The following is a 25940-nucleotide window of genomic DNA, read 5'->3' as shown; positions in this document are numbered from 1 at the left end:
AAAAAGAGAAAGCAAGAGCTGCTGCACGGCGGGTGCAGCAGCTCTTGCTGTTTAAGAGGCGGCTTTCTGAAGCATTTCTGCAAATTTTTCCAGTGCCTGACGGAGCTGGACGAAGTTGTCCACATCGGCGTCGCTCATCCGGGAGGTGGGGGCCACCACGGCAGTCTCAGCGGCGGTAACGGTGCCGCTGAGCGAGATGCGCACTTCGTGTTCGGGGATAGTCAGCAGGATGTGGAGCGGCGTCGTGCCGGAGAACAATTCCTTCAGCGGCAGGCCGACGATGCAGGTGAGGCCGGTCTCCCCGGCGGGCAGCTGGTAGTAGGTGTAGCCGTCCAGCGCCCCGGCGGGTGTGACCTTTTGCAGGGCTCCAAGCCCCAGTGTCAGGTTCGTCATGTCCTGCATCTCCACGGCGGAAAGCTCCACGCCCAGCAGGGAAGCCAGCTGGGTCTGGGAGATGTAGCTGCCCATGGACCAGTTGGGCAGCACCAGCCCGGCCAGAGGGGCCGCAGCCACGATCTCCCCGCGCAGGTAGGTGTAGAGCTGCCCGGCGTCGTACAGCGTCTCGTTCGCGTCGATGTACACCCGCGTGAAGGCGGAACCGCTCTTCTGGGAGGTCAGCGCGAACTGAAATCTGCCGGGCGCATACTGGCCGGAGACGGTGCCCTGCGTGGCCCCGACCTGTTCCAGCACCCCGTACAGCGCAGGCGTCCGGGAAGCCGTGGAGGTGACGGTGTAGCGGAAATCGAAGTCCGCCCCGGCCTGAATGGCCTTGACCTTGCGGGACAGCAGGCCGTACACCGTGCCGCCTGCCGCCAGGCAGAGCGCCAGCAGGCAGAGAACCACCACGAGGGCGGCACGGCCCCGCTTGTTGTTTTTGGGAGCAGTCATGGAAAAACCTCCTTTATTTCGAGCAGGCGTTCACGAACGCATCGAACAGGCTCTGCATGGCGGGATCTGCATCGCTGAGCCACTCCGGGTGCCACTGGACGCCGAGGCAGAACCCTGCGTCCGGCTTTTCGATGGCCTCCACGATGCCGTCCTCGCTCAGCGCGGCGAGGGTGAAGCCGGGGGCGACCCGGTCCACGGCCTGATGGTGCTGGCTGTTGACGAGCACGGTGTCCTGCCCCAAAATGCGGGAAAGCAGGGTGCCCCGGCGGACGGTGACGGTGTGGACTTTGGCCCAGTGGCCGTTGTGCGGCAGATGTTCGAAGGGCTTGATGTCCTGATACAGGTCGCCGCCCAGCACGGCATTCATGACCTGGATGCCCCGGCAGATGCCCAGCACCGGTTTGTCTGCGGCCAGAAAGGCGCGCAGCAGCAGCGGCTCGGCTGCATCGCGGAGAAGATTCGGCTCGCCGCAGGCGGGGATGCGCTCCTGCCCGTAGAACTTTGGGTCCATGTCGCCGCCGCCGGGCAGCAGCAGGCCGTCGCAGGTCAGGGCGTCCTGCACCGCCTGTTCGGGGTCATTCAGCTCGACCCAGCGCATCCCGGCTCCGGCGCGGGCCAGACTTTCCATGTATTTGGATTGTGCCACGGTCGGCTCCGGGTCGGTGCTCATCCGCGGCATGGCGATCACAACACGCATATTCAACTGCCTCATTGTTTGCAGCCGCCGCCCGCGAACGCGGAGTCCGGCTGCCTTTGTAAAAAGCGGGGGATTGCCCGGTCTGCCAGGGGCTCTCCCTTTGAGAGAACGGTCTGCGAAGCGGACGAAGAGGGCAGGTCCGCTGACCGATAAAACAAAAACCCGGAACCATCGGTTCCGGGCATTTTGGCGGAAAGATGGGGATTCGAACCCCAGAACGCTTTTGACACGTTACACGATTTCCAGTCGTGCGCCTTAGACCAACTCAGCCATCTTTCCACATCTTCGGTTTTCAGCGTTTCGGGCCGTGGCCCTCAGCGCTCCACTATAATACCTGAAAGAAGCACTTTTGTCAAGGATTTTTTTGAAAAAATTTCAGAAAATCAAAAAATGACACAGGCTCGAAGAAGAAATTCTGAAGGAAATGCCGCTGCCCGATAAATCCTCTTGACGCAAGCCCCAAACGGGACTATGATGAGGGCAGAGAGTGCGCGGAATGGGAAATTCCGCAGGGATTGGAATGGAAATAGGAGGACGATCACAATGAATTATTCAGACGTTTTGAGCAATGCCCGGCAGAACATCGGCAAGTATTGCAAGGCCTGCCCGGTGTGCAACGGCGTGGCCTGCAAAAACCAGATCCCCGGCCCCGGTGCCAAGGGCGTGGGTGACACGGCCATCCGCAATTATAATAAGTGGGCCGACATCCGGGTCAACATGGATACCCTGTGCGAGAACGGCACCCCCGACACCCATGTGGAGCTGTTCGGCAAGAGCTTCCGCCTGCCCTTCTTCGCAGGCCCGGTCGGCGCGGTGAACCTCCACTACTCGGACGCCTACACCGACATGACCTATAACGATGTGCTGGTCCGCGCCTGCGCGGAGAACGGCATCGCTGCCTTTACCGGCGACGGCACCAACCCCGACGTCATGACCATGGCCACCCAGGCCATCGGCGCGGCAGGTGGCTGCGGTGTACCCACCATCAAGCCCTGGAACATCGACACGGTCAAGGCCAAGATGGACCAGGCCAAAGCCAGCGGCTGCTTTGCCGTTGCCATGGATGTGGATGCTGCCGGTCTGCCCTTCCTGAAGAACATGACCCCTCCGGCGGGCAGCAAGAGCGTGGCCGAGCTGAAGGAGATCGTTGCACTGGCGGGCCGTCCCTTCATCGTCAAGGGCGTCATGACCGTCAAGGGTGCGCTCAAGGCGAAGGAAGCCGGAGCGGCCGCCATCGTCGTTTCCAACCACGGCGGCCGTGTGCTGGATCAGTGCCCGGCAACGGCAGAAGTCCTGCCGGAGATCGCAGATGCCCTCAAGGGCAGCGGCGTGAAAGTTCTGGTCGATGGCGGCATCCGCTCCGGCGTGGACGTCTTCAAGGCACTGGCTCTGGGCGCGGACGGTGTGCTCATCTGCCGTCCCTTCGTCACGGCGGTCTACGGCGGCGGCGAAGAGGGTGTCAAGTGCTACATCGACAAGATCGCCGGGGAACTGGCTGATACGATGCAGATGTGCGGTGCACACTCCATCAGCGAGATCACCCGCGAGATGGTGCGCATCTAAAGGGAGAACTGTACTCTTTTGCGCGCCAAAAGAGTACCAGAAAAGCGCCCGCTACTTCCGAAGCGCGGGAGGCACGGCCAAGGGGCTGCTCGCCCCTTGGAACCCCAAAGAAGTAGACAAACCCCTGAAAAATCGGGAGATTCCCGCCTGCGGCGTGAAGATCTCTTTCCGATTTTCAGGGGTTTGTTAATTTGCGGCGCTGCCGCAGATGTGTGGACAGAGCAGCGTTATTTCAGCGTCCCATCCAGCACCTGCTGGTAGTACCACGGTTTCGGGGCACGGAAGACTTTGCCGGAAAGGTCGGCGAAGTCGGGCTGGGTGAAGCGGGGGAGGGCAAGCTCCCAGGCGCAAAGGGCCTGATACTTCAGCTTCAGTTCGCGGTTGGCGGAATTGTTGCCGTACTTGCTGTCGCCGAGGATGGGGCAGCCGATGCTGGCCATGTGGGCGCGGATCTGGTGGGTGCGGCCGGTGATGAGCCGGACTTTGAGCAGGGCCAGACGGCCGGAGACAGCGATGGTCTCATACTGGGTCTCCACATCCTTGGCACCGGGCTGCTTGTCCTCCACGATCTTGACGATGCCGCGGTCGGCGTCTTTGAGCAGATAGCCGCCGAGGGTGCCGTCCGGCGGCACGGGGCGGCCGAAGGTGACGCAGAGATAGGTCTTTTTGACCTCGCGGTTCTTGATGACCTCCAGGAACAGCTGCTCGGCCTCCGGCGTCTTTGCGAGGATGACCAGACCGCTGGTGCCGGTATCCAGCCGGTGGCAGAGGGCGGGGGTGTAGAGGTCATTTTCTTTATACTCGCCCTGCTGGTTGAGGTAGAGCAGCGCGCGGTTGAGCAGAGTGTCGTCCTCCGGGCCGTCCACGGCCAGACCGGCGGGCTTGTTCACCACCAGGATCTGCGGGCAGTCGTAGATGACCTGCGCCGGGCCGCGTGCGTTCTTCCAGGCCGGGCCTTCCACCCGCTTGTCGGCGTCCAGCACCTCGTCCAGAATGAACAGCTTGATCTCGTCGCCTGCCATCACACGGGTGGAAAGCGGCTGCTTTTTGCCGTTCAGCTTGATCTTGTTCTCGCGCAGGGCTTTGTTCAGGCGGCCCGGATTCAGCGCCGGGAACTGCTGCATCAGATAATTGTCGAGCCGGGTGGGGGCAAGACATTTTACTTTTACGATCTTCACGGAAATTTTCCTCTCTATCTTGAAATAGAATGCGTCTTTGAATCGTTTTTATTGTAGCGGAACCGGGCCGTTCCGTCAAGCGAGCGGAACGGAAAAATTCCGGGTTGCTTTTTTTGTGAAAAGCGTGTATCATCGGATGCACAGAAAGAAGGGGTTCGTATGAGATTCTATTATAAAGTATGGATGCTTGCTGCGGCTCTGGCCGTCGGCGTGGGGCTGGCAGGCTGCGGGGCGTCCGCTTCTACGGCCAGCAGCCCGGCGGCTTCGAACAGTGCTGTGCCCGCTTCGTCCCGTGTGCAGGAAGAAGGCGTTGTGGAACCTGTCGGCCGTTTTACCATAGAAGACGTGACGAAAACACCGGACACGATCACATTCGTTTCGGCGGATATTGCTTCTGAGGTCAAGGACGGAACCGTCACAGCCCGGATCTACAGCTATGATGCCTACGAGAAAGCCGACATCGATGAGCTGAAAGCAGGCGATAAAATTCGGCTCCACGTAGAATATATGACGGGAAATCAGTATGCCGAAGTGGAAGTGACCAGCATCGAGAAGAACGATCCGTATCATACGGTAACGATCAACGGTGGAATCGAACAGGAGGGAGGTCTGGACCTGATTTTAATGGATGGTTCGGAGTATTACCGTACCATAACATTTGATGACTATCCGGTTTACTATGAAGTCGGTGAAACAGAACTGAGTCTGGCAGACGATGTGGTGCTGAAAGACAGCTCCGCTGACCCGCAGGCCGACGCGGTGGAGACGACTGGTGCGCAGGCTGTGGCGGCTGCAATCAATGCAGACCCGGACAACTGGACGGTGTACAATACGACCCTTGCAGTACAGGAGGGCAAAATCGTGGAAGTGCGCCGCATCTGGGTGCCGTAAGGGGACGCGCAGCCTGCCCGACCTGCCAAGGACTCTCCCTTTGGGAGAGCTGGCGCGAAAGCACCTGAGAGGGGCTTGACAAATGCCGCAACCATGCTATAATCTGAATTGAACGCAAAGGGGAGATTTGCCCGTTTGTGTGGAAAAACAGATTATGACAGATGGCAACGATGGGGTCAGAAAAACAGACGATGCCGCCCAGAGAGAACGCCCGCTTCGGGCTGCAAGGCGTTCCGGCAGAGGGTTTTTCAAGCCGCCCCGGAGCTTCCGGCGAAAAAAGCCGGACGCAGCGCAGCGTTACCGCGCACAAAGCGGCAGGGGGACAGAATCTCCTGCAATTTGGGTGGTACCACGGAGCCTTCACACAGCCTTCGTCCCTTTGTTGGGGCGGAGGCTGTTTTTGTTTTCGCCTGTCATAAAAATACTGCGTCCGGAGGAGGACGCCGGAAAAACCACGAGGAGAGATACAGTTATGCAATGGACCGGTTTGAACGAACTGCGCGAAAAGTACCTGAGCTTCTTTGAAAGCAAGGGCCACCTGCGCCTCGACAGCTTCCCGCTTGTCCCGAAAGATGACCCCAGCCTGCTGCTCATCAACAGCGGCATGGCCCCGATGAAGAAGTGGTTTCTCGCACAGGAGGAGCCGCCCCGCCACCGCGTGACCACCTGCCAGAAGTGCATCCGCACCCCGGATATCGAGCGCGTCGGCATCACCGCCCGCCACGGCACCTTCTTCGAGATGCTGGGCAACTTCTCTTTCCAGGATTACTTCAAGGAAGAGGTCATCCCCTGGGCATGGGAGTTCCTGACCAGCGACGAGTGGATGGCCATCCCCAAGGATAAGCTCCACATCTCTGTCTACGAAGAGGACGATGAGGCTTACGACATCTGGACCAAGAAGGTGGGCATTGCCCCCGACCACATGGTCCGTCTGGGCAAGGAAGATAACTTCTGGGAGCATGGCTCCGGCCCGTGCGGCCCCTGCTCGGAGATCTACTTCGACCGCGGCCCGGAGTACGGCTGCGGCAAGCCGACCTGCGGCGTGGGCTGCGACTGCGACCGCTATATGGAGATCTGGAACCTGGTGTTCAGCCAGTTCGATGCCGACGGCAAGGGCCACTACGAGCGCCTGGCACGGCCCAACATTGATACCGGCATGGGCCTGGAGCGTCTGGCCTGCGTGATGCAGGGCGTCGGCAACCTGTTCGAGGTCGATACCGTCCAGAGTGTGCTGCACCATGTGGAGCACATCGCGGGCAAGACCTACGGTGCCAATGCAAAGGATGACATCTCCATCCGCGTCATCACCGACCACATCCGCAGCTGCACCTTCATGGTGTCCGACGGCATCCTGCCCTCCAACGAGGGCCGCGGCTATGTGCTGCGCCGTCTGCTGCGCCGTGCCGCCCGCCATGGCCGGATGCTGGGCATCAGCCGCCCCTTCCTGGTGGAGCTGGCCGAGACCGTCATCCAGTCCAGCGAGTCTGCTTACCCCGAACTGCGTGAGCACGACGCCTATATCAAGAAGGTCATCGGCACCGAGGAGGCAAACTTTGCCCGCACCATCGACGCCGGCATGACCATCCTGAACAACATGATCGACGGCCTGGAAAAGGCCCACGAGCATCTGCTGAAGGGTCTGGACGTCTTCAAGCTGAACGATACCTTCGGCTTCCCCCTCGACCTGACCAAGGAGATCGCAGCGGAGCAGGGCATCGACATCGACGAGGAAGGCTTCCACACGGAGATGAAGAAGCAGAAGGAGCGCGCCCGCGCCGAGCGTCTGAAGAAGAACATCTCCGGCTGGAGCGAGGACCTGTTCGGCAGCCTGAACACGGAGCCGACCGTCTTCACCGGCTACGAGACCCTGAACGACACCGGCGTCGTGGTCGCCCTGAGCGACGAGGAGACCCTGACCGATGCCATCGCTACCGATGAGCAGGCCAAGGAAGACGTTCTGGTCGTGCTGGACAAGACCCCGTTCTACGCCGAGATGGGCGGCCAGGTGGCCGACCAGGGTGTGCTGACCAGTGCAGACTGCTCCCTGCGTGTGCTGGACGTCAAGAAGACCCCCAAGGGCTACTACGTCCACACCTGTGTACTGGAGAGCGGCATCGTCAAGGTCGGCGACCATCTGACCGCCAAGGTCGACAAGGAATACCGCATGGCTGTCTGCCGCAACCACACGGCTACCCACCTGCTGCAGGCTGCTCTGCGCGAAGTGCTGGGCGACCATGTGCACCAGGCTGGTTCTTATCAGGACGGCGAGATTACCCACTTCGACTTCACCCACTTCAGCGCAGTCACCGCAGAGGAGCTGGCCCGCGTGGAGAAGATCGTCAACGACCGCATCTTTGATGCCATGGATGTCACCGTGAAGGAGATGCCCATCGACGAGGCAAAGAAGCTGGGCGCAATGGCTCTGTTCGGCGAGAAGTACGGCAAGGTCGTGCGCGTCGTCGATATCGAGGGCTGGTCCACCGAGTTCTGCGGCGGCACCCATGTCCGGAACACTGCCCAGATCGGATGCTTCAAGATCGTCAGCGAGTCCTCTGTGGCGGCCGGTATCCGCCGCATCGAGGCCGTGACCGGCAAGAACCTGCTGCTGCGCGCCAACAAGCAGGAAACGATGCTGCACACCGTGGCGGCTGCCCTCAAGGCCAACAATGTGGCCGGTCTGCCTGCCCGCGCCGAGGCTGTCATGGCCGAGAACAAGGCCATGAGCAAGGAGCTGGACGATATGAAGGCGAAGATCGCTGCCTCCAAGGTCACCAGCCTGTTCGACGACGCAGAGGAAGTGGGCGGCGTGAAGATCGCTTCCGCTTACTTCACCGGCACCTCCGGCGACACCCTGCGCGGCATGTGCGATACTGTCCGCGACAAGGCCGTCAACCCTGTGGTGGCCGTTCTGGTCGGCAAGGCCGAGGATAAGATCACCATGGCCGTCACCGTCAACAAGATGGCACAGGAAAAGGGCCTGAAGGCGGGCGTTCTGGTCAAGGAGATCAGCGCCATCGCCGGCGGCAAGGGCGGCGGCAAGCCCGACTTTGCAATGGCCGGTCTGAAGGACGAGACCAGGATCGACGAAGCTCTGGCAGCCGTCAAGGGCATCGTCGAGAAGCAGCTGGGCTGAACATGAAAAATAACCTCTTCGTCAGCGCCCCTGAAAAGGGGGGCTGTGCAGAGGAATAAAAAAGATCCGAAAGGAGCAATTCCCATGGAAGATTGTCTGTTTTGCATGATCGCTGAGGGCAAGATCCCCTCGAAAAAGCTGTACGAGGACGATCAGGTCGTTGCTTTTTACGACATCAACCCGCAGGCGAAGGTGCATTTCCTGGTCGTGCCCAAAAAGCACATCGTTTCCGCCGCTGCGCTGACCGAAGAAGATGGTGCCCTGCTGGGCCACATCTTTGCCGTCATCGCAAAGCTCGCCAGGGAGCAGGGCCTCGACAACGGCTACCGCGTCATCTCCAATGTCGGCGAGGACGCCGGTCAGACCGTGAAGCACCTGCACTTCCATGTGCTGGGCGGCGAAAAACTGCCCGTCTGAGCCAAAACCAAACGGAACTACAAAGAGAAGGGGAATTGTTATGGCTGAAACCTATACGCTGAACGTCGCGGGCCTGACCCGTGAACTGACCATCTGCAAAGTCAATGACCACATGGACATCGCTGCCTTCATCATGCTGGGCGATACCGAACTGACCGTGGCCGCTGCCGCCGAGCTGCTGAAGAAATGCCCGGAGTTTGACATCCTGCTCACCGCCGAGGCCAAGGGCATCCCGCTGGCCCACGAGATGAGCCGCCAGAGCGGCAAGCCCTACGTCTGCGCACGCAAGGGCATCAAGCTCTATATGAAGGAGCCGGTCGTCGTCGAGGACCAGTCCATCACCACTGCGGGCAAGCAGAAGCTCGTCATCGACCGCAAAGAGCTGGATAAGATGAACGGCAAGCGGGTGCTGGTCGTGGACGATGTCATCTCCACCGGCGGTTCGCTGAAGGCGCTGGATGCGCTGGCCGAGCAGACCAAATGCACCATCGTGGGTCAGGCTGCTGTTCTGGCCGAGGGTGATGCAGCGGAGCGCAAGGATATCATCTTCCTGGAGCCGCTGCCCCTCTTCCTGCACTAAATCATGAGACGCCCGCTCTGCCTCTTTTGCGCCGGTGCGCTGGGGGTGGAGTTGGTGTGCGCCTTTTTGCCGCAAGCATGGCTTTTGCCGCTGCTTGCGGCAATTTTTGTTTGCGGGCTCCTTGCCGCTGTGCTGGGCCGAAAGCCCCTGAAACTGGGCGGCATTCTGCTGCTGGCAGGGGCCGTGCTGGGCCTTGGGGCGGTGCTGCACACCCACGCCCGGCTGAACGCTCTGCAGGCCGCCTATGACGGGACCTCTGTCACGCTGACCGCCGAGGTGGAGCAGGTCCGCACCTCCTTTTATCCGGGCGTCGTGGATGCCGTTCTCCGTGTGGAAACAGTGGACGGCGAAGCAGCGGACTTCCGGGTGGAATGCGCCGCCCTGCCGAGATGCAGCGCCGGGGAGCGGGTGCGCGGGACCTTTGCGCTGGAAGCACTGCCGGAAGGAGAACAATGTTCCGCCTATGCCGACGGCATTGCGCTGAATGCGGAGCTTGCCGGGGGCACCAAGCTGGAACATCTGGGAGAAAGCCGCTCGTTCCGCGCCCGGACGGCCCGCCTGCAAAGCCGATTGAGCGCTGCGCTGCGGCGCGGCATGGCGGAGGGCCCGGCGGGTGTTCTGGCCGCAATGGTCACGGGCGACCGCACCCATCTCTCCACCCGCCTCCGGAATGCGTACCGCGGGGCTGGGCTTTCCCATGTGCTGGTCGTCAGCGGAATGCACGTCTCCATCCTCTGCGGAAGTGTGCTGGCCCGGTTCCAACCAAAACGCAGAAAACTGCGCAGCTATGCCAGCTGCCGCCGGAATGCTCTGCTTCGGGCCGGGATGGCGGTGCTGCTGGTGGGAGTGACCGGCTTCACGCCGTCCGTCCTCCGGGCCGGGGCGGCCGTGTGGATCAGCGCGCTGGGCGTCTGGGTCTACGGCCCGGCGGATGCGCTGACCTCCCTTGGCGTAGCAGGTGTGCTGATGACCGCAGGCAACAGCTACGCGGTCTGCGACATCGGGTTTGAGCTTTCCTATGCGGCGGTGCTGGGAACGCTGGCGGGTGTCGCACTGGCCCGCCGCAGTGCAGAGCGGCGGGAAGAAAAACGCCGCCGCAACAAAAAAACCGCCGGCAAATGCGGCGGAGTCCTTGCAAACTGTCTGCGGCAGCAGGGGGCAGCGGTGTGGGAGACGCTCTGCGTCTCCGGCTGTGCCTGTATGGCGACCTTTCCGGTGCTGGTGCTGCGGGGCCTGAGCACCAGCCTGTATGCGCTGGTCTCCAGCGTGGCCGTGCTCTGGCTGGTCGAACCGATCCTCTTGCTGGGGCTGGCGGCAGCACTCACCGGGCTGGCCCCGGCGCTGGAGCCGCTGCACCGGGCCACGGCGTTCGGGGCAGAAGTTCTGGTGGACCTGCTCGACCACTGGGCCCTGTGGGTGTCCGGCTGGCCGGGTGCGCAGATCTATTTTGATACGGCCTACGCGGCGCTCGTCTGCCTGCTGCTGGCTGCGCTGCTGGGGCTGGCCTGGCATTGGAACATCCGGCTGCGGGCGGCGGTGCCTGCTGTGCTGCTCACAGCGGCGCTTGCCATCGGGGCCGGAAACGCCTTCAGCCGGGACGTGGTCCGCGTGGAACTGGTGGGCAGTAAAATGGCTCCGGCGGTCATCCTCTCGCAGAACGACCGGGCCGTCGTGCTCTACCGGGGCGGGCAGACCACCCGGAAAGCCGTGGAGACGGCGCTGGAACGCCGCAGCATCCGGACGGTGGAAGCGCTCATCGACCTGCGGATGGACCCGCAGGAACCCTGCACTCTCCGTGCAGAGCAGATCGTCCGGGCAGCCCGGCTGGCCGCGAATACGACCCAAACGCTCCGGACCGACACGGCGTCGCTGGAAGTCCTGCGCACACAGACCGGCTGTGCAGTGCGGTTCACCATCGAGGGGCAGTCGTTTGTGACCCTGAGCGGCACGGTGCGGTTTGCCCAGCCGCTGGAGGTGGACTGGCTGCTGGCGTCGATGGCCAGACCGGATGGCGTGCGCTATCAGAGCCTTCTCACCCGCAGCACAGACTATCGCTGGATGGACGAGGACGGCGGCGGGCAGGAGAAAACACTGCTGTCCTTCCGGCCTGCAGCGGCCTGGAAGAGCAGCCGCTCGCCCAGCGCAGGCAGGGCGAAACAGGCGGCGGGGTCCAGCTGACGCAGGGCCGCAGCGAACCGCAGCGGGTCCACGGTGTTGCCCTGCACCATGTCGTAATGGGTGGGGATGGTGCAGGCCGCGCCCAGCCGGACGGCCAGCTGAGCGGCCTCCTCGGCTTCCAAATTGCCGATGCAGTTGCGCTGGGTGCGGAAGAAGTCCTGCCCGTTGATGGGGGCCAGCAGCAGGTCGGGGCGGGGGAGCGCCTGCAGCGTTTCATACAGATGGGGCGTCAGGTAGGTGTCGCCCAGGTGCACGACCGTAAAGCCGCCGAAGGTAAGCTGATACCCCAGCGCCATGCCGGGGGCGCCCGCATCCAGAATGTGCTCCGGGTGGGCGGCGGAAAAGGCCCGGACGGTGACCCCGCCCAGCGGCAGGATGGAACCTTCCTGCACCGTTGTGATGCGGTCTGCCGGGATGCCGTATTCGGCGGCGAGGGCAGAGCACCCGGCGGGCAGAACGAACCGGGCGGCGGGATGCCGGGTCAGCCCGCGCAGGGTATCTTTTGCCATGTGGTCGGCGTGGCCGTGGGTGCAGAGCACGAGGTCTGCCCGCAGTGCCTCCGGTGCAAAGGGGGCCGGTCAGGTCGCTGAGCACCGGGTCAATGCAGACGACGGTGTCCTCGTACTTGAAAATGAACCCGCACTGGCCGATAGACCAGACGGCCAGCTGGCTGGCGGGGAGCCGGGTGGTGGAAATTTCGTTGAGCAGGGCCTGCCCGCTGCGGTGCCAATGTTCCATGGTGCTTCTCCTTTTTTGAAATCGACAGCTTGAGATTTTATTATAGAGGAGCGGACGGCACTTTGCAAGGAAAACAGAGCAGGCCCCGCCCCAAAAAGAACATCCGGCGGGGGCAGCATCTTGCAAAGAGGCGCGGCTTCGTGCTAGAATGAAAGCGCAATACAAAACGAGGGGGAACGAAGAATGAAGATGCAAACTGTGGCGGTGCTGGGAGCCGGTGCCGTGGGTTCGTATGTGATCTGGGGTCTGGCGGACAAGCCGGGCATCCGGCTGGGGGTGCTGGCCGAGGGCGAACGCGCCGCGCGGCTGAGGGCAAACGGCATTGGCATCAACGGCAGGACCTACCGCCCGGAGGTCTGGGCACCGGAGGAGGCCCACGGGGTGGACTTTCTCGTGGTCTGCCTGAAATACGGTGCGCTGCCCGGCGCAATGGACAGCATCCGAAAGGCCGTGGGAGCGCACACGGTGGTCATGAGCCTGATGAACGGCGTGGACAGCGAGGAGCGCATCGCTGCTGAGGTGGGGGATGCGCATGTCATCCGCTCGCTCATCAAGGTGGCGTCTCATAAGGAGGCCGACGGCTTCCACTTTGACCCGGACGCCACGCTGGGCATCATCTTCGGCGAACAGGAGGCGCCGTTCCAGAGCGAACGGGTGCAGGCCATCGTGGAACTGTTCGAGGGGAGCGGCATCCACTACCGGGTCACGGAGCACATCCGGGAAGAGATGTGGGCTAAGTTCCGTCTGAACGTCTGCAACAACCTGCCACAGGCCATCCTGGGCGCGGGCGTGGGCTGCTACCGGGACAGCGTACACATGCAGGCCATCAGCGACGGTCTGCGCCGGGAGCTGGAAGCCATTGCAGCGGCCAAAGGCATCGACCTGCGCATCGCCGATGCCGCTGCCGGGCGGGGCAGTGCCGTGCCGCCCACGGCCCGTTACTCCACATTGCAGGATCTGGACGCCGGACGCCACACCGAGATCGACATGTTCTCCGGTGCCCTGATGCGGATGGGCGCAGAGCTGGGCATCCAGACGCCTTACAACGAATACACCTACCACATGATCAAGGCGCTGGAAGAAAAGAACGACGGCCGGTTCGACTATACCGGCAACGAGGCGGTCACCTGGGCAAAATAACGCAGACCGAAGCCCCCATCCCTGCACCGCAGGGATGGGGGCTTCGTGCCGTTTAATCGAGGAAGAGTTTGTGCATGTGGTTCATGGGGCCAGAACCGCGGCCGAGGTCCAGCATGGCGGACAGACAGCCGGAAATGTATTCCTTGGCCCGCTCGACCGAGGTGTCGAGGTCATAGCCTTTGGCCAGATTGGAGGCGATGGCGCTGGACAGGGTGCAGCCGGTGCCGTGGGTGTTGGGGTTGTGGATGCGCTCCCCACGGAACCACTTCCCGCTGCCGTTCCGCCAGAGCAGGTCGTCGGCATCGTTGACCTTGTGCCCGCCCTTGCAGAGGACGGAACAGCCGTACTGCTCGCTGATCTTCCGGGCGGCGGCTTCCATCCCGGCGGCGTCGGTGATGACTAGGCCGGAAAGGATCTCGGCCTCCGGGATGTTGGGCGTGACGACCTCTGCCAGCGGGAGCAGCTGCTCCGTGAGGGCCTGCATGGCGTCGTCCCGCAGCAGCCGGGAGCCGGAGGTGGCCACCATCACCGGGTCCACCACGATGTGCTTTGCCTCATAGAAGCGCAGCCGCTCGGCGATGGTGCGGATGAGCGGTGCCGAGGAGACCATGCCGATCTTCACGGCGTCGGGGTAGATGTCGGTGAACACGGCGTCCAGCTGAGCGGCCAGAAACTCCGGCGTCGTCTCAAAGATGCCGGTCACACCGGTGGTGTTCTGTGCGGTCAGGGCCGTGATGGCACTCATGGCAAAGACGCCGTTGGCCGCCATGGTCTTGATGTCGGCCTGGATGCCGGCACCGCCACTGGAATCACTGCCCGCAATGGTCAATGCGGTTTTCATGAAATAAGACCTCTTTTCTGTAACATCAGGTGTCTGTGTTCAGTATACCATGCCGCGCGAAGAAAGAGAAGAGCTGCGCCGCTTTCTGCACAGAGATCCAATCTCTGCGGGCGGAGTGATTCTTGACAGGCGGGCGGCAGGGCGATATAGTAAGGAGGCGTGGAATAATCAAACGATTTGTTTTTGGGAGGGAACTGAAATGAAAAAAATTTCGACCCTGTTCTGGACATTCCTGAAGATCGGCGCGTTTACCTTTGGCGGCGGCTATGCCATGGTCGCCCTGCTGGAGCACGAATTCGTCGAGGAAAAACAGTGGGTGTCCAGAGAGGAATTTCTGGATATGGTCGCCATCGCCGAGTCAACGCCCGGCCCCGTGGCGGTGAACAGCGCCACCTACATCGGCTATAAGATCGACGGCACCGCCGGAGCGGCAGCTTCCACGGTGGCCGTCTGCATCCCGTCCTTTGTGGTCATCTACTGCATCTCGCTGTTTTTTGACCGCTTTCTGAGCCTGACGGTGGTGGCCCATGCGTTCCGGGGCATCCAGGTCTGCGTCATCTACCTCATCCTCTCAGCGGGGCTGAAGATGCTGCGCCAGCTGGAACGGAATGCGTTCAACGTCTGCATCCTGGCGGCGGTCATCGCGGCCATGGTGGGCTGTTCGGTCGCGGCGGTGTCATTTTCGTCCATCTACTACATCCTGCTCAGCGGGGCAGCGGGAGTGCTGCTCTATCTTGTGAAGAAAGCGGGTGCGGGAAGATGATCTATGTGCAGCTGTTCCTGAACTTTCTCATGATCGGGGCGCTCTCCTTTGGCGGCGGCTACGGGATGATCTCGCTGGTGCGGGAGACTGTGCTTTCGCATGGCTGGCTGACCGAGAGCGATTTTTTGAGCTTCATCGCAGTGTCGGAGTCCACCCCCGGCCCGCTGGCTGTCAACATGGCAACTTTCGTCGGCTCCTCGCAAGGAGGGCTGCTGGGTGCGTTTTTCGCCACGCTGGGCGTGGTGCTGCCTTCGTTCGTCATCATTCTGCTCATCGCAGCGGTGCTGCAAAACCTGATGAAGTATGCAGGGGTGGAAGCCTTCCTCTCCGGGGTGCGGCCCTGCGTTGTGGCGATGATCCTGGCCACGGCCCTGACCATGGCGCTCTCCACGTTGGCGGGCTTCACGACCGTGGGCGGCGGGGTCTCCGTTTCGGCCCGGTCGGCGGCGGTGTTTGCCCTTTTGTGGGCGGTGCACTTCGCCTACAAAAAGGTAATAAAAAAAGCCCCCTCGCCGATCGGAATGATCGTTCTGGCGGCAGGGCTGGGTATCCTGTTCTGGGGCGTCTGACCCATTCGGGAGAAGTGGCAGTAAAAAAACAGAATGCCGCCCCACAGGTGAGAGCCTGCAGGGCGGCATTCTGCTATTTGCAACGGGACAAGATCAGAACTTAGGCGGCAGTGGAAGAAGCAGCCACAGAGGAAGCAGCCTCGCTGGAAGCTGCCTCAGAAGAAGCTGCCTCAGAAGATGCAGCTTCAGAGGATGCGGCTTCGCTGGAAGCTGCCTCAGAGGAAGCAGAAACCGAAGCAACGGAAGAAGCCGCAGACTCTGCGGTAGAAGAAGCGGCAGTGGAAGAAGAGCCGCCGCAGGCAGTCATACCAACAGCCAGAACCAGAGCAGCAACGACAACAGCAACATTCTTGAGTTTCATATTCCAAAATCTCCTTACGATCCAAAAAATTCACAGCCGACCCCTCACAGGCGGGATCGTTCTGCAAAATGATATTCTAGTCCGTTTGTCAAAAAAATCAAGGGCTTTTCGGCAAAGATTGCATTCGCAAAGGAAAATCTGCACATTTGTTAGAAATATTGCCCAAAAGTCAAGGCTTTTTTAGCAGGCTGTCATTTTCACAAAATCTGCAAAACCAGGCAAAAGAAGGACGCACAAAAGCCGCTGCGCCAATGGTGCAGAATCATAGTTTGAATATCCGGTTTATGGGATGGCAAAAGTGTATAATGGGAAACAGAACAGAGAAGACCGTTCACCACATTCCTCTTTCCTGCATAGAACGGCGGGAAGGGGGAATGCGTTTTGAACGGGATCTTTTTTCTGTTGGCGACGGTCCTGTTGCTGCCAGCCTGCTGCACGACGGTGGGGGCGGCCGGTGTCTTTCTGATGCGGCCGACGCAGGAGCCGAAGACGCGGCGGATGCTCTGCGGCATGGCGGCGGGCATCATGCTGGCGGCCAGTGTGTGGAGCCTGCTGCTGCCGGCCATCCAGCGGGCGGAGGAAGGGCCGCTGCCTGCATGGCTCCCGCCCACGGCGGGGCTGGTCATCGGAGCAGTGGGCCTGCTGCGGCTGGAACAGGCGGCGGGGACGCTGCTGACAGGTGCCGGGGCCGGGCACTGCGGCCGGATGGTGCTGGCCGTGACCCTGCACAACCTGCCGGAAGGCATGGTGGTGGGTCTGGCGGCTGCGCTGGCGCTGTCCGGGGAGGTGGACGCCATGAGCGGCGCGCTGGCTCTGGCGCTGGGCATCGGGCTGCAGAACATTCCGGAGGGCGCAGCGGTCAGCCTGCCGCTGCTGCAAAACGGGGAGAGCCGGAAGCGGGCGTTCGGGGCAGGGCTGGCCTCCGGGCTGGTGGAGCCGCTGGGGGCGCTGCTGGCGCTGGCTCTGGCGGGCTGGGTGCAGGCCGCTCTGCCCTGGCTGATGAGCGCTGCCGCCGGGTGCATGGTCTGCGTGACGGCGCAGGAGATGATCCCCGAAGCCGTGGAGGCTGATGAGCCTGCCGGGGTCATCAGTGTGGTGCTGGGCTTTGCGCTGATGATGGCGCTGGATGTGGCATTGTGAGTGCGATGCACGAAAACTCCATCTTCCCGCAAACAAAAAACTCCCTCGTGAGAGGGAGCGGAAGGGTGCAGCTCAGGAGCCGGATTTTTCGATGTAGACGCTGGTGGAGGGGAAGGCGAAGTCCACGCCGTCGGCCTGCATGATGTCCATGATGTTCAGGTTCAGGTCGTTCTGCTCTTCGAGGAAGACGGCATAGGCGTTCGTCTGAAGATAGGCGGAAACCAGAATGTTGATGCTGGAATCGCCAAAGCTGGTCAGCCGGACGATGTTGCTGCCATTCTGGGTGTAGGGGCTTTCGTCCAGCATGGTCTTGAGGTCAGCCATCAGCTTTTCCAGCTGGGGGCGGGTGGTGTTGTAGGTGACGCCCAGCGTGAACCGATAGGGCCGCATGGTGCGCATCGCAGCGTTCTGCACCGTGGAAGAACAGATCTTGCTGTTGGTGACGATGCTGACCGTTTTGTCCATGGCGCGGATGCGGGTGGAGCGGAAGTTGATATCGATGACTTCGCCCTCGATCTCGCCCACGGTGATCCAGTCGCCCACCGAGAAGGGCTTGTCGAGCAGGATGACCAGACCGCCGAACAGGTTGCTGGCGCTCTCCTGTGCGGCCAGCGAAATGGTCAGACCGACAAGACCGGCACCGGCGACGATGCTGCCGATGGGAAAGCCGATGACCTGCGCGATGGTGGCAACGCCGAGCACGACCACCAGCACCTTGTAGGTCGTGTTCAGCAGGGCGAGCAGGGTCTTGTTGGAGCGGATCTCCAGGCTGCAGGAGGCTAGCAGCAGGTCAGCCACATCCGAGGCCTGATACAGACCCTCGCAGAACAGAAAGCTCATCACGACCTTGTAGGCCACGAGCAGGAATCTGGGCAGGCCGGTGATGGCCCACGGCAGGCTGGTCAGCGCAAGGTAGAGGCCGGTGAAGACGGCCATCCGTTCCAGCGGGCGCTCCAGACTGCGCAGCAGGATGGGGGTGGCGGCAAAATGCCAGCTGCGGGCCTGCAGGATGGGGAAGAGCTTCCTGCGCAGCAGCAGGGAGACCAGCGCCCCGGCGGCAAAGAGCAGCAGCGCACAGACACAGCGCGCCGCCAGGGCAAGCCAGCCTTCCAGATAGAGGGAACCAATCTCGAACGCGAGATCGCGGATGGAAAAGATCATGGCAAAAACTCCTCGGAAATAAAATATTACGCCCCAGTATACCATAAAGCGCGCGGAAAGGGCAACCGAAATTGGGGGTTGACAAGTGCAGCCCGGCGCGTTATACTCTGCCCAGAAAGTTCGTTTCAGGGCGGGGTGCGATTCCCCACTGGCGGTACAGCCCGCGACCACTCCCAAAGAGTGCTGACCCGGTGTGACTCCGGGGCCAACGGTATAGTCCGGATGCAAGAAACGGCAGACAAATCGAATTGTTTGCGCGCCCTGTTGCAGTGTTTGCTGCGGCAGGGCGCGTTTTTGGTTGTCTTCCCGGTTCCGGTACGGCGCGAAAAGGGCTTTCCAGTTCAATTGAGCGGGGCCATGCGCCCCACGGGAGGAAATTACCATGAAAAAAAACACGACCCACAACTTGACCGTAGCCGCCATGCTCAGCGCGGTGGCCTTCATCCTGATGTTCATCGAGTTCCCCATCCCGATGCTCATCCCGTCCTTCGTCAAGATGGACTTCTCCGATCTGCCTGCCCTGCTGGGTGCGTTTGCGCTGGGCCCGGTGTACGGCGCCGTCATCAGCTTCATGAAGAACCTGCTCCACATCGTCATCAAGGGCACCAGCACCGCGTGTGTCGGCGAGCTGTGCAACTTCATGCTTGGCGCGGTCTTCTCGGTCACGGCGGGCTGCATTTACAAGCACCGCAAGAGCCGCAAAACGGCCATCCTCGGTGCGCTGATCGGTGCAGCGGCCATGGCGGTGTTCAGTGTGCCGTCCAACTACTTCATCACCTATCCGGCCTATGTGCAGTTCTACCACATGCCGCTGGAAGCCATCCTCGGCATGTACCAGGCCATCCTGCCCTCGGCAGACAGCCTCATCAAGTGCCTCGTCATCTTCAACATGCCCTTCACGCTGGTCAAGGGCCTGCTGGATGCAGTGCTCTGCATGGTGATCTATAAGCCGCTGTCGCCCATCCTGCACGGCAGAAAGTAAAAAAAGGAAAAGACCCTCTCCGGCATTGCTTCGCAATGCCGGAGAGGGTCTTTTTTAAGCTAAGGCTCCTTTTTCCAGCCACTTGCCGCGGGCAAGGCGGAAGAGGAAGAGCAGGCCGCGGATGCAGAGCTCACAGCACATGGAACCCCACACGCCCGCCAGCCCGAACCGGGGCGCAAAGAAGGATGCCAGCGTCAGCCGGATGCCCCACATGCTGACGAGGTTCAGCACAAAGCAGGCAGTGCTGTCGCCCGCGCCCTGCATGGCACCGCTGGCCACAATGCTGGCCCCGAACATCGGTTCGGCAAAGGCTTCGATGCGCAGCACCCGCGCACCCAGCGCGATGACGGCGGCGTCGGCGGTGAAGATGCCCATCAGCGCCGGGGCAAACACCCACAGCCCCATGCCGGACAGCGCCATGATGCCGATGCCGATGCCGGTGCAGAGCCAGGCGAACCGCTTGGCCATGTCCTTCCGGTTGGCACCCACAGCCTGCCCGATGAGGGCGATGGCGGCGTCCTGGATGCCGTAACCGGCCATGTAGCACAGTCCCTCGGCACTGACGCCGAGGCTGTTGGCGGCGATGGCCACCGTGCCCAGCCCCGACACGATGCGCACCAGCACCACCTGCGCCGAGGAGAGGGCTGCGCGCTCTGCGGCCAGCGGGGCACCCACCCGCCAGAGGTTGAGCAGACAGGCGCGGGTGATCTTCCAGGAGCCGGGCTTCCGGATGCAGAGGGGGCCGTCCCGCAGCAGCAGGATGGTCAGCGCCAGCAGCCCGCCGATCACGTTGGAAAGAGCGGTGCCCAGCGCCGCACCCGGAACGCCCAGCCCGGCACCCCAGACGGTGACGCGGGTGCCGAAGAGGGGCAGCGTCCGGGTGGGGTTGATGAGGAAAAAGTTGAACACGACGTCCAGCCCGCAGACGAGAACGCTGATGAGGCCGGGCGTCAGGGCGTCGCCGGTAGCGCGGAGCATGGCGGCGTACATGCCCATGGCCATGGTGAAGGGGAGGGCGGCCGACCAGATGGCAAAGTAGGCGGAAGCGTTGGCCTGCAGCGAGAGGTCAGCGCCCAGCCAGCCGGGCAGAAAGCGGCTGATGCCGATGCCGAACCCTGCCGCCGCCAGACCCAGGATGAGGTTGAAGAGCATGGCCTGCCGCAGCACACCGCGTGCGTCGGCCTGGCGGTCGGCGCCGAGATACTGCGCGATCTGGATGGAAAAGGCAGTGTACAGCCCCACCAGGATGCCGTGGAGCAGCCAGGTGCTGGAACTGACGATGCCGATGGCGGCCGTGGCTTCGGCCCCGATGTGGCCCACCATGGCGGCGTCGATGTATTCCATGGCGGTGACGACCATCTGCTGCAAAATGGAAGGGACGCTCAGCGCCAGCACGACCTGCGCTGTTTCCCGCAAGGGGATGTCCTCCCCCCGGCGCATCCGGGAGGAGAGCTGTTCGAGTGAAAGTGTCATGGCTTCTCCTGTTCGCATAAAAAATGCCCCGCACAGGGGGACAGAGTATACCTATTATATAAGGAAGCATGAAAAATGTCAAACCGGCGTGTTTTGTGCGCAGGAGATTGATTTTTTCAGCCGGGCGTGATACACTTTCCTTACCTATGAGTGAAACAACAGGAGCGGCGCTGTGTGCGGCTCCGGGAAAGAGGAAAATCGTATGCTCCAACTGTTATCGGGCAGTCAGCGCACCGTGGACGCGCTGGGATTTTTGCTGGCTTTTGCGCTGACGGCGCTGATGGATTCGGTCTTCCGGGAGAAGCTCCCCCACGACCATGGCCGCGCATTTGCGGTGAACGGCGAGCTTTCCAAAGGCAAGGCCCGCGGCTCCGGCCTCATCTTCGTGCTCTGCATCGCGCTGGTCACGCTGGCGGTGGTTCCGCTGCGCACCGAGTATATCATCTATACCGTGCTGCTCATTGCCTCCATGCTCTCCGGCTATTTTGACGATGCCTCCGAGGTGGCCTGGAACGAATACAAAAAAGGCCTCATCGACCTCGTCATCGCCATTGTGGCGGGTGTGACCTACCTGAACTTCAACAGCACCACCGTGAACTTTTTGCAGTGGAGCTTTGCCATCCCGTATCCGCTCTACCTCGTGCTCATCGTCGTCCTCATCTGGGCCAGCATCAACGTCGTCAACTGCACCGACGGTGTGGACGGCCTGTCGGCCAGCCTGGCGGTGGTCAGCATCGGCACCTTCCTGCTGGCTTACGGCGAGGAACTGGGGGACTACAGCACCGCTGCCATCGTCTTCATCGGCGCACTGCTGGCCTACCTGTGGATGAATGCCAAGCCCTCCACCCTGCTGATGGGGGACGCGGGCAGCCGCGCCATGGGCTTCTTTCTCGCGGTGCTGGCGCTCAAGAGCGGCCACCCGTTCTCCTTCCTGCTGGCAGCGCTGGTCTTCATCGTGGACGGCAGCCTGGGCATCCTGAAGATCAGCTTCAAGCGGTTTTTACACATCAGCATCCTCAAACACACCCTGACCCCGCTGCATGACCATGTGCGCAAGCGGATGGGCTGGAGTGATGAGCAGGTGGTGGCCCGCTGGCTCATCCTGCAGGCGGTGGCTTCGGCCTGGCTTCTTCTGCTGACCCGGTAATCGACAAAAATAAAGGTCTGACTTTGTGTAACTTTACAAAACACGGAAATCTGCGCGGAAAAAGTTGTTGCAGTTTTCAGATTGAAAGCGAACGGAAAAAACGCTATACTTTAAGCATCGAAAGCAAAGGCGCTTGGTGAACACTCACCGAGCGCCTTTTTTCGTACCCTGCAAAGGCAAGGAGGCTTTTGAGGGAGATGAAGTAGGGAAAGGCGGAATCTTCTGTGATCAAACTGGAACATGTGGATAAACAGTCATCTCCCAGTTTCCTCCTGTTTGCAATTCTGAAAAACAGAACACGCCCGGTCAGGCTGAGACAACCGCCGGGCGTGTTCTGTTTCTTTTTATAGCAATCCCATTTGAAAAGCACATTGGATCGCGTTCGGAAGAGCATCCAGCGTTCGTGCCTTGAATTTACGCAGGAAAAGCACCTCTCCACTGCATGAAATCATTGAGATACCGCTGCTTTATCCTCTGGCCACGATCTTCTGAGCGCCGCATAGGAAATAAGAAAGTTTGCAAGCCAACCTGCCGGGACTGCAAGCCAAACAAAAGCAATGCCAAAACGCGGTGCACAAATCAAAGCAACAGACAAGCGGATTGCAAGGTTTACCATATTTGCAATAAGAAACGGCCGCATGATCCCAAGTCCGCGAAGAACGCCATCCGTTGCCATCTTGATGCCCATGAAGATGAAAAAGTAACCAAGCCATCTCATATAATCACCGGACACCTGATAGGCCAACGCGGTTCCGTCTTTTCCCAAGAACAACGAGGAAATCTGTGTGTGCAGTGTTTCAATGACCACGAAAGCAAGAACTGCAAAGCATAGATCCAACACCAGTGCAGCATGATAACCTTTTTTGATGCGCTCAATTTTCTTTGCGCCAAGATTCTGGGATACAAACGGCGAAACTGCATTGCCGATGGATACGAAGATCAGCGAAAAAACATTTTCTACCCGCATCGTTGCCGCATACCCGGCAAGTGCCTGTGTGCCGAAGGGATTTACCACTGCCTGCACGATCATCATACCGATAGACACTGTGGACTGCTGCAAAACCGATGGTACCGCAATGCGAAGCATGGAATACAGCTCCTGCCGGTCGAACCTGCGAAAGGAGCTCTTGTATTGCCGCATCCGAGACAGAAAGATCAAAAACGAAAACACGGCAGAAATTCCTTGTGCGATCAAGGTCGCAAGGGCTGCACCAAACACTCCCAGCCCAAGACCAGCCACCATCCAGAGATCCATAAAAATATTCAGGATCGATGAGAATATCAGCAGTCCCAACGGAATTTTGGATTCACCGATGGAAGTGAACATGGTGGAAAGAATGTTGTACATGAATAGAAACGGGAAACCCACAAAGTAGACGCGCAGATACAATGCTGCTTCTTCCAATATATCGGCAGGGGTCTGTAATCCGCTCATCATGAAATGGGAAAAGCAAAAGCCAAAGACACCAAGGACAATGCTTAAGATCAAAAAGCTGATCAGGGACGTTGACACAATGGTTTTCATTCTACCATAATTTCTTGCACCAAAATAGCGGCTTACAAGCACACCTGCGCCCACACCAGCACCAAGCGCCACACAAATAAAAACATTGGTCAGTGCAGCACAAGCACCAACAGCCGCAAGTGCCGAGGAGCCAACAAATTGACCAACTATTATGGAATCGGCCATATTGTATACTTGTTGAAAAAAGCTGCCAAGGATCATCGGCATCGCAAAAACAGTCAGCGCTTTAAGGGGTGGATCTGTGATCAAATATTCATCTTTCGACATGATTACATTCCTTCAAAAAATCGTTTATCGCAAATTTTATCGCAAGTCAAGAAATGAGCGCAACATTCAAACGGCATCTTTGCGATATGCAGTTTGCGGGTGTTGCTTGTGCATTAAAAACGCAAACTGCTATAAGAAGTTGAATTGCTATCGTTTGTTACAGCGTTTTTTCTGCGGCATCCACCACATGGCCGACCAGCACGGAGGTGGTCACGGTGCCCACGCCGCCGGGTACCGGGGTAATGGCCTCGACGAGGGGTTCTGCCTCGTCAAAGCGGACGTCGCCGCAGAGCTTGCCCTCTGCGTTGACATGGATGCCCACATCGACCACGACCTGGCCTTCGCACAGGCAGTCGCTGCCGATAAAGCCCTGCCGCCCCATGGCAACGACCACGATGTCGGCCTCTTTGCAGAGGGCGGGCAGATCCTGGGTGCGGGAATTGCAGAGCGTCACCGTGGCGTTTTCACGGTCCAGCATCATGGCGGCGGGCTTGCCGACCACGAGGCTGCGGCCCACGACCACGGCCCGCCGACCAGAGAGCGGCACCTGATAATACTTCAGGATCTCCAGACAGGCCTGCGCGGTGCAGGGCGGGTAACCGATGGCGGTGTTGGTGAACACACCAGCCAGCGAACCGTCCGTGATGCCGTCGATGTCCTTTTCCGGGGCCAGCGCCGCGCGGACGGCGCGGTCATCGAACTGCCTGGGCAGAGGGCGGAAGAGCAGACAGCCGTGGATGGACGGGTCCGCGTTGATCTTCCGGATGACCTCCAGAAGCGCGTCCTGTGCAGCATCTTCGGGCAGAAGAAACTGCTTTACGACGACGCCCACCTTGCCGCAGCGGGTCAGGACGCCTTTTTCGTAGGATAGATCGTCTGGGCGGGCACCCACGCGCACCACGGCCAGCGTGGGCACGATGCCCTTTTCCTGCATTGCAGCACAGCGGGCGGCGTTTGCTTCGTTCATGGCGGCCACAACGGGCGCGCCCTTCAAAATCGTTGCCATCAGAATTACCCCCTCAATGAATGTGTGAGTTTCTCGTAGATCCGGTCGGCCTGCGGCACAAACTCCGCCAGCATGGCGTCGGCCTGTGCATTCAGGGCGGCGGCGCGGGCGTTGTCGGCCATCAGCCGGGTGTTGATGGAGACATTGAGCCCGGCGGCCTGCAGGGCGGCCTTGCAGAACAGTGCAGCGCACCCGGCATCCGATACGGCCATCACACTGCCCTTTTCGGCGTATTCCGCCGCCAGCGCGATGCCCTCACAGCAGGCGGACATGATCTCCAGCGGCACAGCACAGGCCCCTTCCAGCGCGGCCTCCAGCACAGCGGCTTTGTGGGCCTGCTGCTCCGGGGTCTCTTTGGGCAGCTTGTAGGCTGCGGCCAGCGGTGTAAAGGCGTCGGCGTCGGCCTGTACCAGCCATTCCAGCCGCTTGCGGAGGGCGGCGGCACGGCGGTTCAGGACAAGGATGTCCGCCTCCACGGCGGCATATTTTTTCTTGCCAACGGTCAGGCTGCCGACCATATTGCCAAGGGCGGCACCGGCGGCACCCACCAGAGCTGCGGCCCCGCCGCCGCCCGGTGCCGGGGCGCTGCCGGCAAGGTCTTCTAAAAACGCTTCACAGCTCAAATTCATCAGTTCCACGATAGATCCCCTCCTCTGTTACAAATCCGTCCAGCCGCTGGTCGTGCGCGTCCACAGCGGCCTGCTCCACCCGCTGCGCCTCAAAGGCAGCGCCAAGCAGTACGGCGTTCCGGCAGCGGGGCAGGTAGCGGTCATAGTAGCCTTTTCCCATCCCGACGCGGCGGCAGGCGGCATCAAAGGCCGTGCAGGGCACCAGCACCAGGTCGAGTGCTTCGGGCGGGAGCAGCTGCGCCCGCTCCGGGATGGGGGTCCGAATGCCGTATGCACCCACCTCCCAGCCGTCCGGGCCGGGCACAGCGGCCGTCAGGGTGAAGCCCGCACCGCAGATGGGGTAGGCGACGGTCTTGCCCTGCTGCACGGCCTCCGCCAGCAGAGCGGACAGATCTGCCTCCCCGCCGAAGGCGGCATAGGCAAGGAGCGTCCGGGCATTCTGAAAGCAGTGCAGTGCTGCGATGCGGCGGCACAGCGCGGCGTCTGCGGCAGAACGTGCGGCGGCGGGAAGCGCCCGCCTTGCTGCAATGCCCGCCTTGCGCTGGGCTGCTTTTTGCAGGGAATGATCCATCTGCGGTTTCCTCCTTCGTTTCCGTCGGAGTTTGTGTGGGTCGATTCTGAAAAGCTGCACAAACGCGGGAACGGATTTTTATACAGATATAATAAACGCTGG

The 25940-nt window shown here is 60.9% G+C and carries 24 protein-coding genes, 1 tRNA gene, 1 pseudogene and 1 riboswitch; of the genes and pseudogenes, 13 read left to right on the top strand and 13 right to left on the bottom strand.

Annotation, left to right across the window (positions count from 1 at the left end; all coding sequences use genetic code 11):
• Positions 1-51: 51 nt before the first annotated feature.
• From DWY95_RS05275 to DWY95_RS05265, 3 genes are all read right to left on the bottom strand, one after another.
• Positions 52-888, bottom strand: a complete 837-nt coding sequence (locus tag DWY95_RS05275; RefSeq protein ID WP_118552662.1) for a hypothetical protein — start codon at positions 886-888, stop codon at positions 52-54.
• 13 nt (positions 889-901) lie between these two features.
• Positions 902-1585: a gamma-glutamyl-gamma-aminobutyrate hydrolase family protein gene (locus tag DWY95_RS05270; protein WP_118552661.1), complete on the bottom strand. Its 684-nt coding sequence runs from the start codon at positions 1583-1585 to the stop codon at positions 902-904.
• Between the two features lie 187 nt (positions 1586-1772).
• Positions 1773-1864 (bottom strand) — tRNA-Ser (locus DWY95_RS05265).
• A 264-nt stretch (positions 1865-2128) separates the two neighbouring features.
• Here DWY95_RS05265 and DWY95_RS05260 point away from each other — a divergent pair.
• Positions 2129-3148: an alpha-hydroxy-acid oxidizing protein gene (locus tag DWY95_RS05260; protein WP_118552660.1), complete on the top strand. Its 1020-nt coding sequence runs from the start codon at positions 2129-2131 to the stop codon at positions 3146-3148.
• Between the two features lie 227 nt (positions 3149-3375).
• On the opposite strand, the gene DWY95_RS05255 is transcribed toward DWY95_RS05260, so the two are convergent.
• The gene (locus tag DWY95_RS05255; RefSeq protein ID WP_097793198.1) at positions 3376-4326 is read right to left on the bottom strand and encodes an RluA family pseudouridine synthase; all 951 of its coding nucleotides are present in this window, start codon (positions 4324-4326) and stop codon (positions 3376-3378) included.
• 159 nt (positions 4327-4485) lie between these two features.
• Between DWY95_RS05255 and DWY95_RS05250 the strand changes: the two genes are divergently transcribed.
• The 5 genes and pseudogenes from DWY95_RS05250 to DWY95_RS17590 all read left to right on the top strand — a co-directional run.
• The gene (locus DWY95_RS05250; protein ID WP_243082588.1) at positions 4486-5217 is read left to right on the top strand and encodes a hypothetical protein; all 732 of its coding nucleotides are present in this window, start codon (positions 4486-4488) and stop codon (positions 5215-5217) included.
• A 472-nt stretch (positions 5218-5689) separates the two neighbouring features.
• Entirely contained in the window at positions 5690-8350 is a 2661-nt protein-coding gene (gene alaS, locus DWY95_RS05240; protein ID WP_118552659.1) for an alanine--tRNA ligase, read from the top strand.
• Between the two features lie 84 nt (positions 8351-8434).
• Positions 8435-8767: a histidine triad nucleotide-binding protein gene (locus DWY95_RS05235; RefSeq protein WP_097793200.1), complete on the top strand. Its 333-nt coding sequence runs from the start codon at positions 8435-8437 to the stop codon at positions 8765-8767.
• 40 nt (positions 8768-8807) lie between these two features.
• Positions 8808-9347 (top strand): phosphoribosyltransferase family protein, encoded by a 540-nt coding sequence (locus tag DWY95_RS05230; protein WP_097793201.1) that lies wholly within the window; start codon positions 8808-8810, stop codon positions 9345-9347.
• Positions 9348-9350: 3 nt separating this feature from the next.
• A pseudogene (locus DWY95_RS17590) lies at positions 9351-10850 on the top strand (ComEC/Rec2 family competence protein); the annotation flags it as partial.
• A 545-nt stretch (positions 10851-11395) separates the two neighbouring features.
• On the opposite strand, the gene DWY95_RS17350 reads toward DWY95_RS17590, so the two are convergent.
• Positions 11396-12034: an MBL fold metallo-hydrolase gene (locus DWY95_RS17350; RefSeq protein ID WP_243082587.1), complete on the bottom strand. Its 639-nt coding sequence runs from the start codon at positions 12032-12034 to the stop codon at positions 11396-11398.
• On the opposite strand from DWY95_RS17350, the gene DWY95_RS16770 reads away from it, so the two are divergent.
• Entirely contained in the window at positions 12033-12296 is a 264-nt protein-coding gene (locus DWY95_RS16770) for a hypothetical protein (RefSeq protein ID WP_147365920.1), read from the top strand. The two genes, DWY95_RS17350 and DWY95_RS16770, sit on opposite strands and share 2 nt — an antisense overlap.
• A gap of 150 nt (positions 12297-12446) precedes the next feature.
• Positions 12447-13403, top strand: coding sequence for a 2-dehydropantoate 2-reductase (locus DWY95_RS05215; RefSeq protein ID WP_118552656.1), 957 nt, complete (start codon positions 12447-12449; stop codon positions 13401-13403).
• 52 nt (positions 13404-13455) lie between these two features.
• Here DWY95_RS05215 and thiD read toward each other — a convergent pair whose 3' ends face one another.
• Positions 13456-14244 (bottom strand): bifunctional hydroxymethylpyrimidine kinase/phosphomethylpyrimidine kinase, encoded by a 789-nt coding sequence (gene thiD / locus DWY95_RS05210; RefSeq protein WP_118552655.1) that lies wholly within the window; start codon positions 14242-14244, stop codon positions 13456-13458.
• A gap of 199 nt (positions 14245-14443) precedes the next feature.
• Between thiD and DWY95_RS05205 the strand changes: the two genes are divergently transcribed.
• Positions 14444-15007: a chromate transporter gene (locus tag DWY95_RS05205; RefSeq protein ID WP_118552654.1), complete on the top strand. Its 564-nt coding sequence runs from the start codon at positions 14444-14446 to the stop codon at positions 15005-15007.
• Entirely contained in the window at positions 15004-15576 is a 573-nt protein-coding gene (locus tag DWY95_RS05200; RefSeq protein WP_118552653.1) for a chromate transporter, read from the top strand. The genes DWY95_RS05205 and DWY95_RS05200 overlap by 4 nt, the downstream gene beginning before the upstream one ends.
• Before the next feature lie 100 nt (positions 15577-15676).
• Here DWY95_RS05200 and DWY95_RS05195 read toward each other — a convergent pair whose 3' ends face one another.
• On the bottom strand, positions 15677-15937 hold the full coding sequence (locus tag DWY95_RS05195) for a hypothetical protein (RefSeq protein WP_118552652.1): 261 nt from the start codon (positions 15935-15937) through the stop codon (positions 15677-15679).
• Between the two features lie 510 nt (positions 15938-16447).
• On the opposite strand from DWY95_RS05195, the gene DWY95_RS05190 reads away from it, so the two are divergent.
• On the top strand, positions 16448-17077 hold the full coding sequence (locus DWY95_RS05190) for a ZIP family metal transporter (RefSeq protein WP_118552781.1): 630 nt from the start codon (positions 16448-16450) through the stop codon (positions 17075-17077).
• Positions 17078-17149: 72 nt separating this feature from the next.
• Here DWY95_RS05190 and DWY95_RS05185 read toward each other — a convergent pair whose 3' ends face one another.
• Positions 17150-18238 carry a mechanosensitive ion channel family protein gene (locus tag DWY95_RS05185; RefSeq protein ID WP_118552651.1) on the bottom strand — a complete coding sequence of 363 codons (1089 nt, stop codon included), beginning with the start codon at positions 18236-18238 and terminating at the stop codon, positions 17150-17152.
• Between the two features lie 117 nt (positions 18239-18355).
• Positions 18356-18476: riboswitch (FMN riboswitch) on the top strand.
• A gap of 144 nt (positions 18477-18620) precedes the next feature.
• Between DWY95_RS05185 and DWY95_RS05180 the strand changes: the two genes are divergently transcribed.
• Positions 18621-19220 (top strand): ECF transporter S component, encoded by a 600-nt coding sequence (locus tag DWY95_RS05180; RefSeq protein WP_112145826.1) that lies wholly within the window; start codon positions 18621-18623, stop codon positions 19218-19220.
• A 54-nt stretch (positions 19221-19274) separates the two neighbouring features.
• Here the strand turns inward: DWY95_RS05180 and DWY95_RS05175 are convergent, their stop codons facing one another.
• Positions 19275-20693: an MATE family efflux transporter gene (locus DWY95_RS05175; RefSeq protein ID WP_118552650.1), complete on the bottom strand. Its 1419-nt coding sequence runs from the start codon at positions 20691-20693 to the stop codon at positions 19275-19277.
• Positions 20694-20895: 202 nt separating this feature from the next.
• Here DWY95_RS05175 and DWY95_RS05170 point away from each other — a divergent pair, with 202 nt between their 5' ends.
• A complete protein-coding gene (locus DWY95_RS05170) occupies positions 20896-21840 on the top strand; it encodes a phospho-N-acetylmuramoyl-pentapeptide-transferase (RefSeq protein WP_118552649.1) in 945 nt (314 codons plus the stop codon).
• A gap of 448 nt (positions 21841-22288) precedes the next feature.
• On the opposite strand, the gene DWY95_RS05165 is transcribed toward DWY95_RS05170, so the two are convergent.
• From DWY95_RS05165 to DWY95_RS05150, 4 genes are all read right to left on the bottom strand, one after another.
• Positions 22289-23632 (bottom strand): MATE family efflux transporter, encoded by a 1344-nt coding sequence (locus tag DWY95_RS05165; protein ID WP_118552648.1) that lies wholly within the window; start codon positions 23630-23632, stop codon positions 22289-22291.
• A 157-nt stretch (positions 23633-23789) separates the two neighbouring features.
• Positions 23790-24638, bottom strand: a complete 849-nt coding sequence (locus tag DWY95_RS05160; RefSeq protein ID WP_118552647.1) for a bifunctional 5,10-methylenetetrahydrofolate dehydrogenase/5,10-methenyltetrahydrofolate cyclohydrolase — start codon at positions 24636-24638, stop codon at positions 23790-23792.
• A 5-nt stretch (positions 24639-24643) separates the two neighbouring features.
• Entirely contained in the window at positions 24644-25276 is a 633-nt protein-coding gene (locus tag DWY95_RS05155; protein WP_337995354.1) for a cyclodeaminase/cyclohydrolase family protein, read from the bottom strand.
• The gene (locus DWY95_RS05150; RefSeq protein WP_118552646.1) at positions 25251-25838 is read right to left on the bottom strand and encodes a 5-formyltetrahydrofolate cyclo-ligase; all 588 of its coding nucleotides are present in this window, start codon (positions 25836-25838) and stop codon (positions 25251-25253) included. Before DWY95_RS05150 ends, DWY95_RS05155 begins: the two co-directional genes overlap by 26 nt.
• Positions 25839-25940 lie beyond the last annotated feature (102 nt).

The organism is Faecalibacterium sp. AF28-13AC (genome assembly GCF_003478405.1).
GTDB lineage: Bacteria > Bacillota > Clostridia > Oscillospirales > Ruminococcaceae > Faecalibacterium > Faecalibacterium prausnitzii_E.
This window is presented reverse-complemented; position numbering and strand designations above follow the sequence as displayed.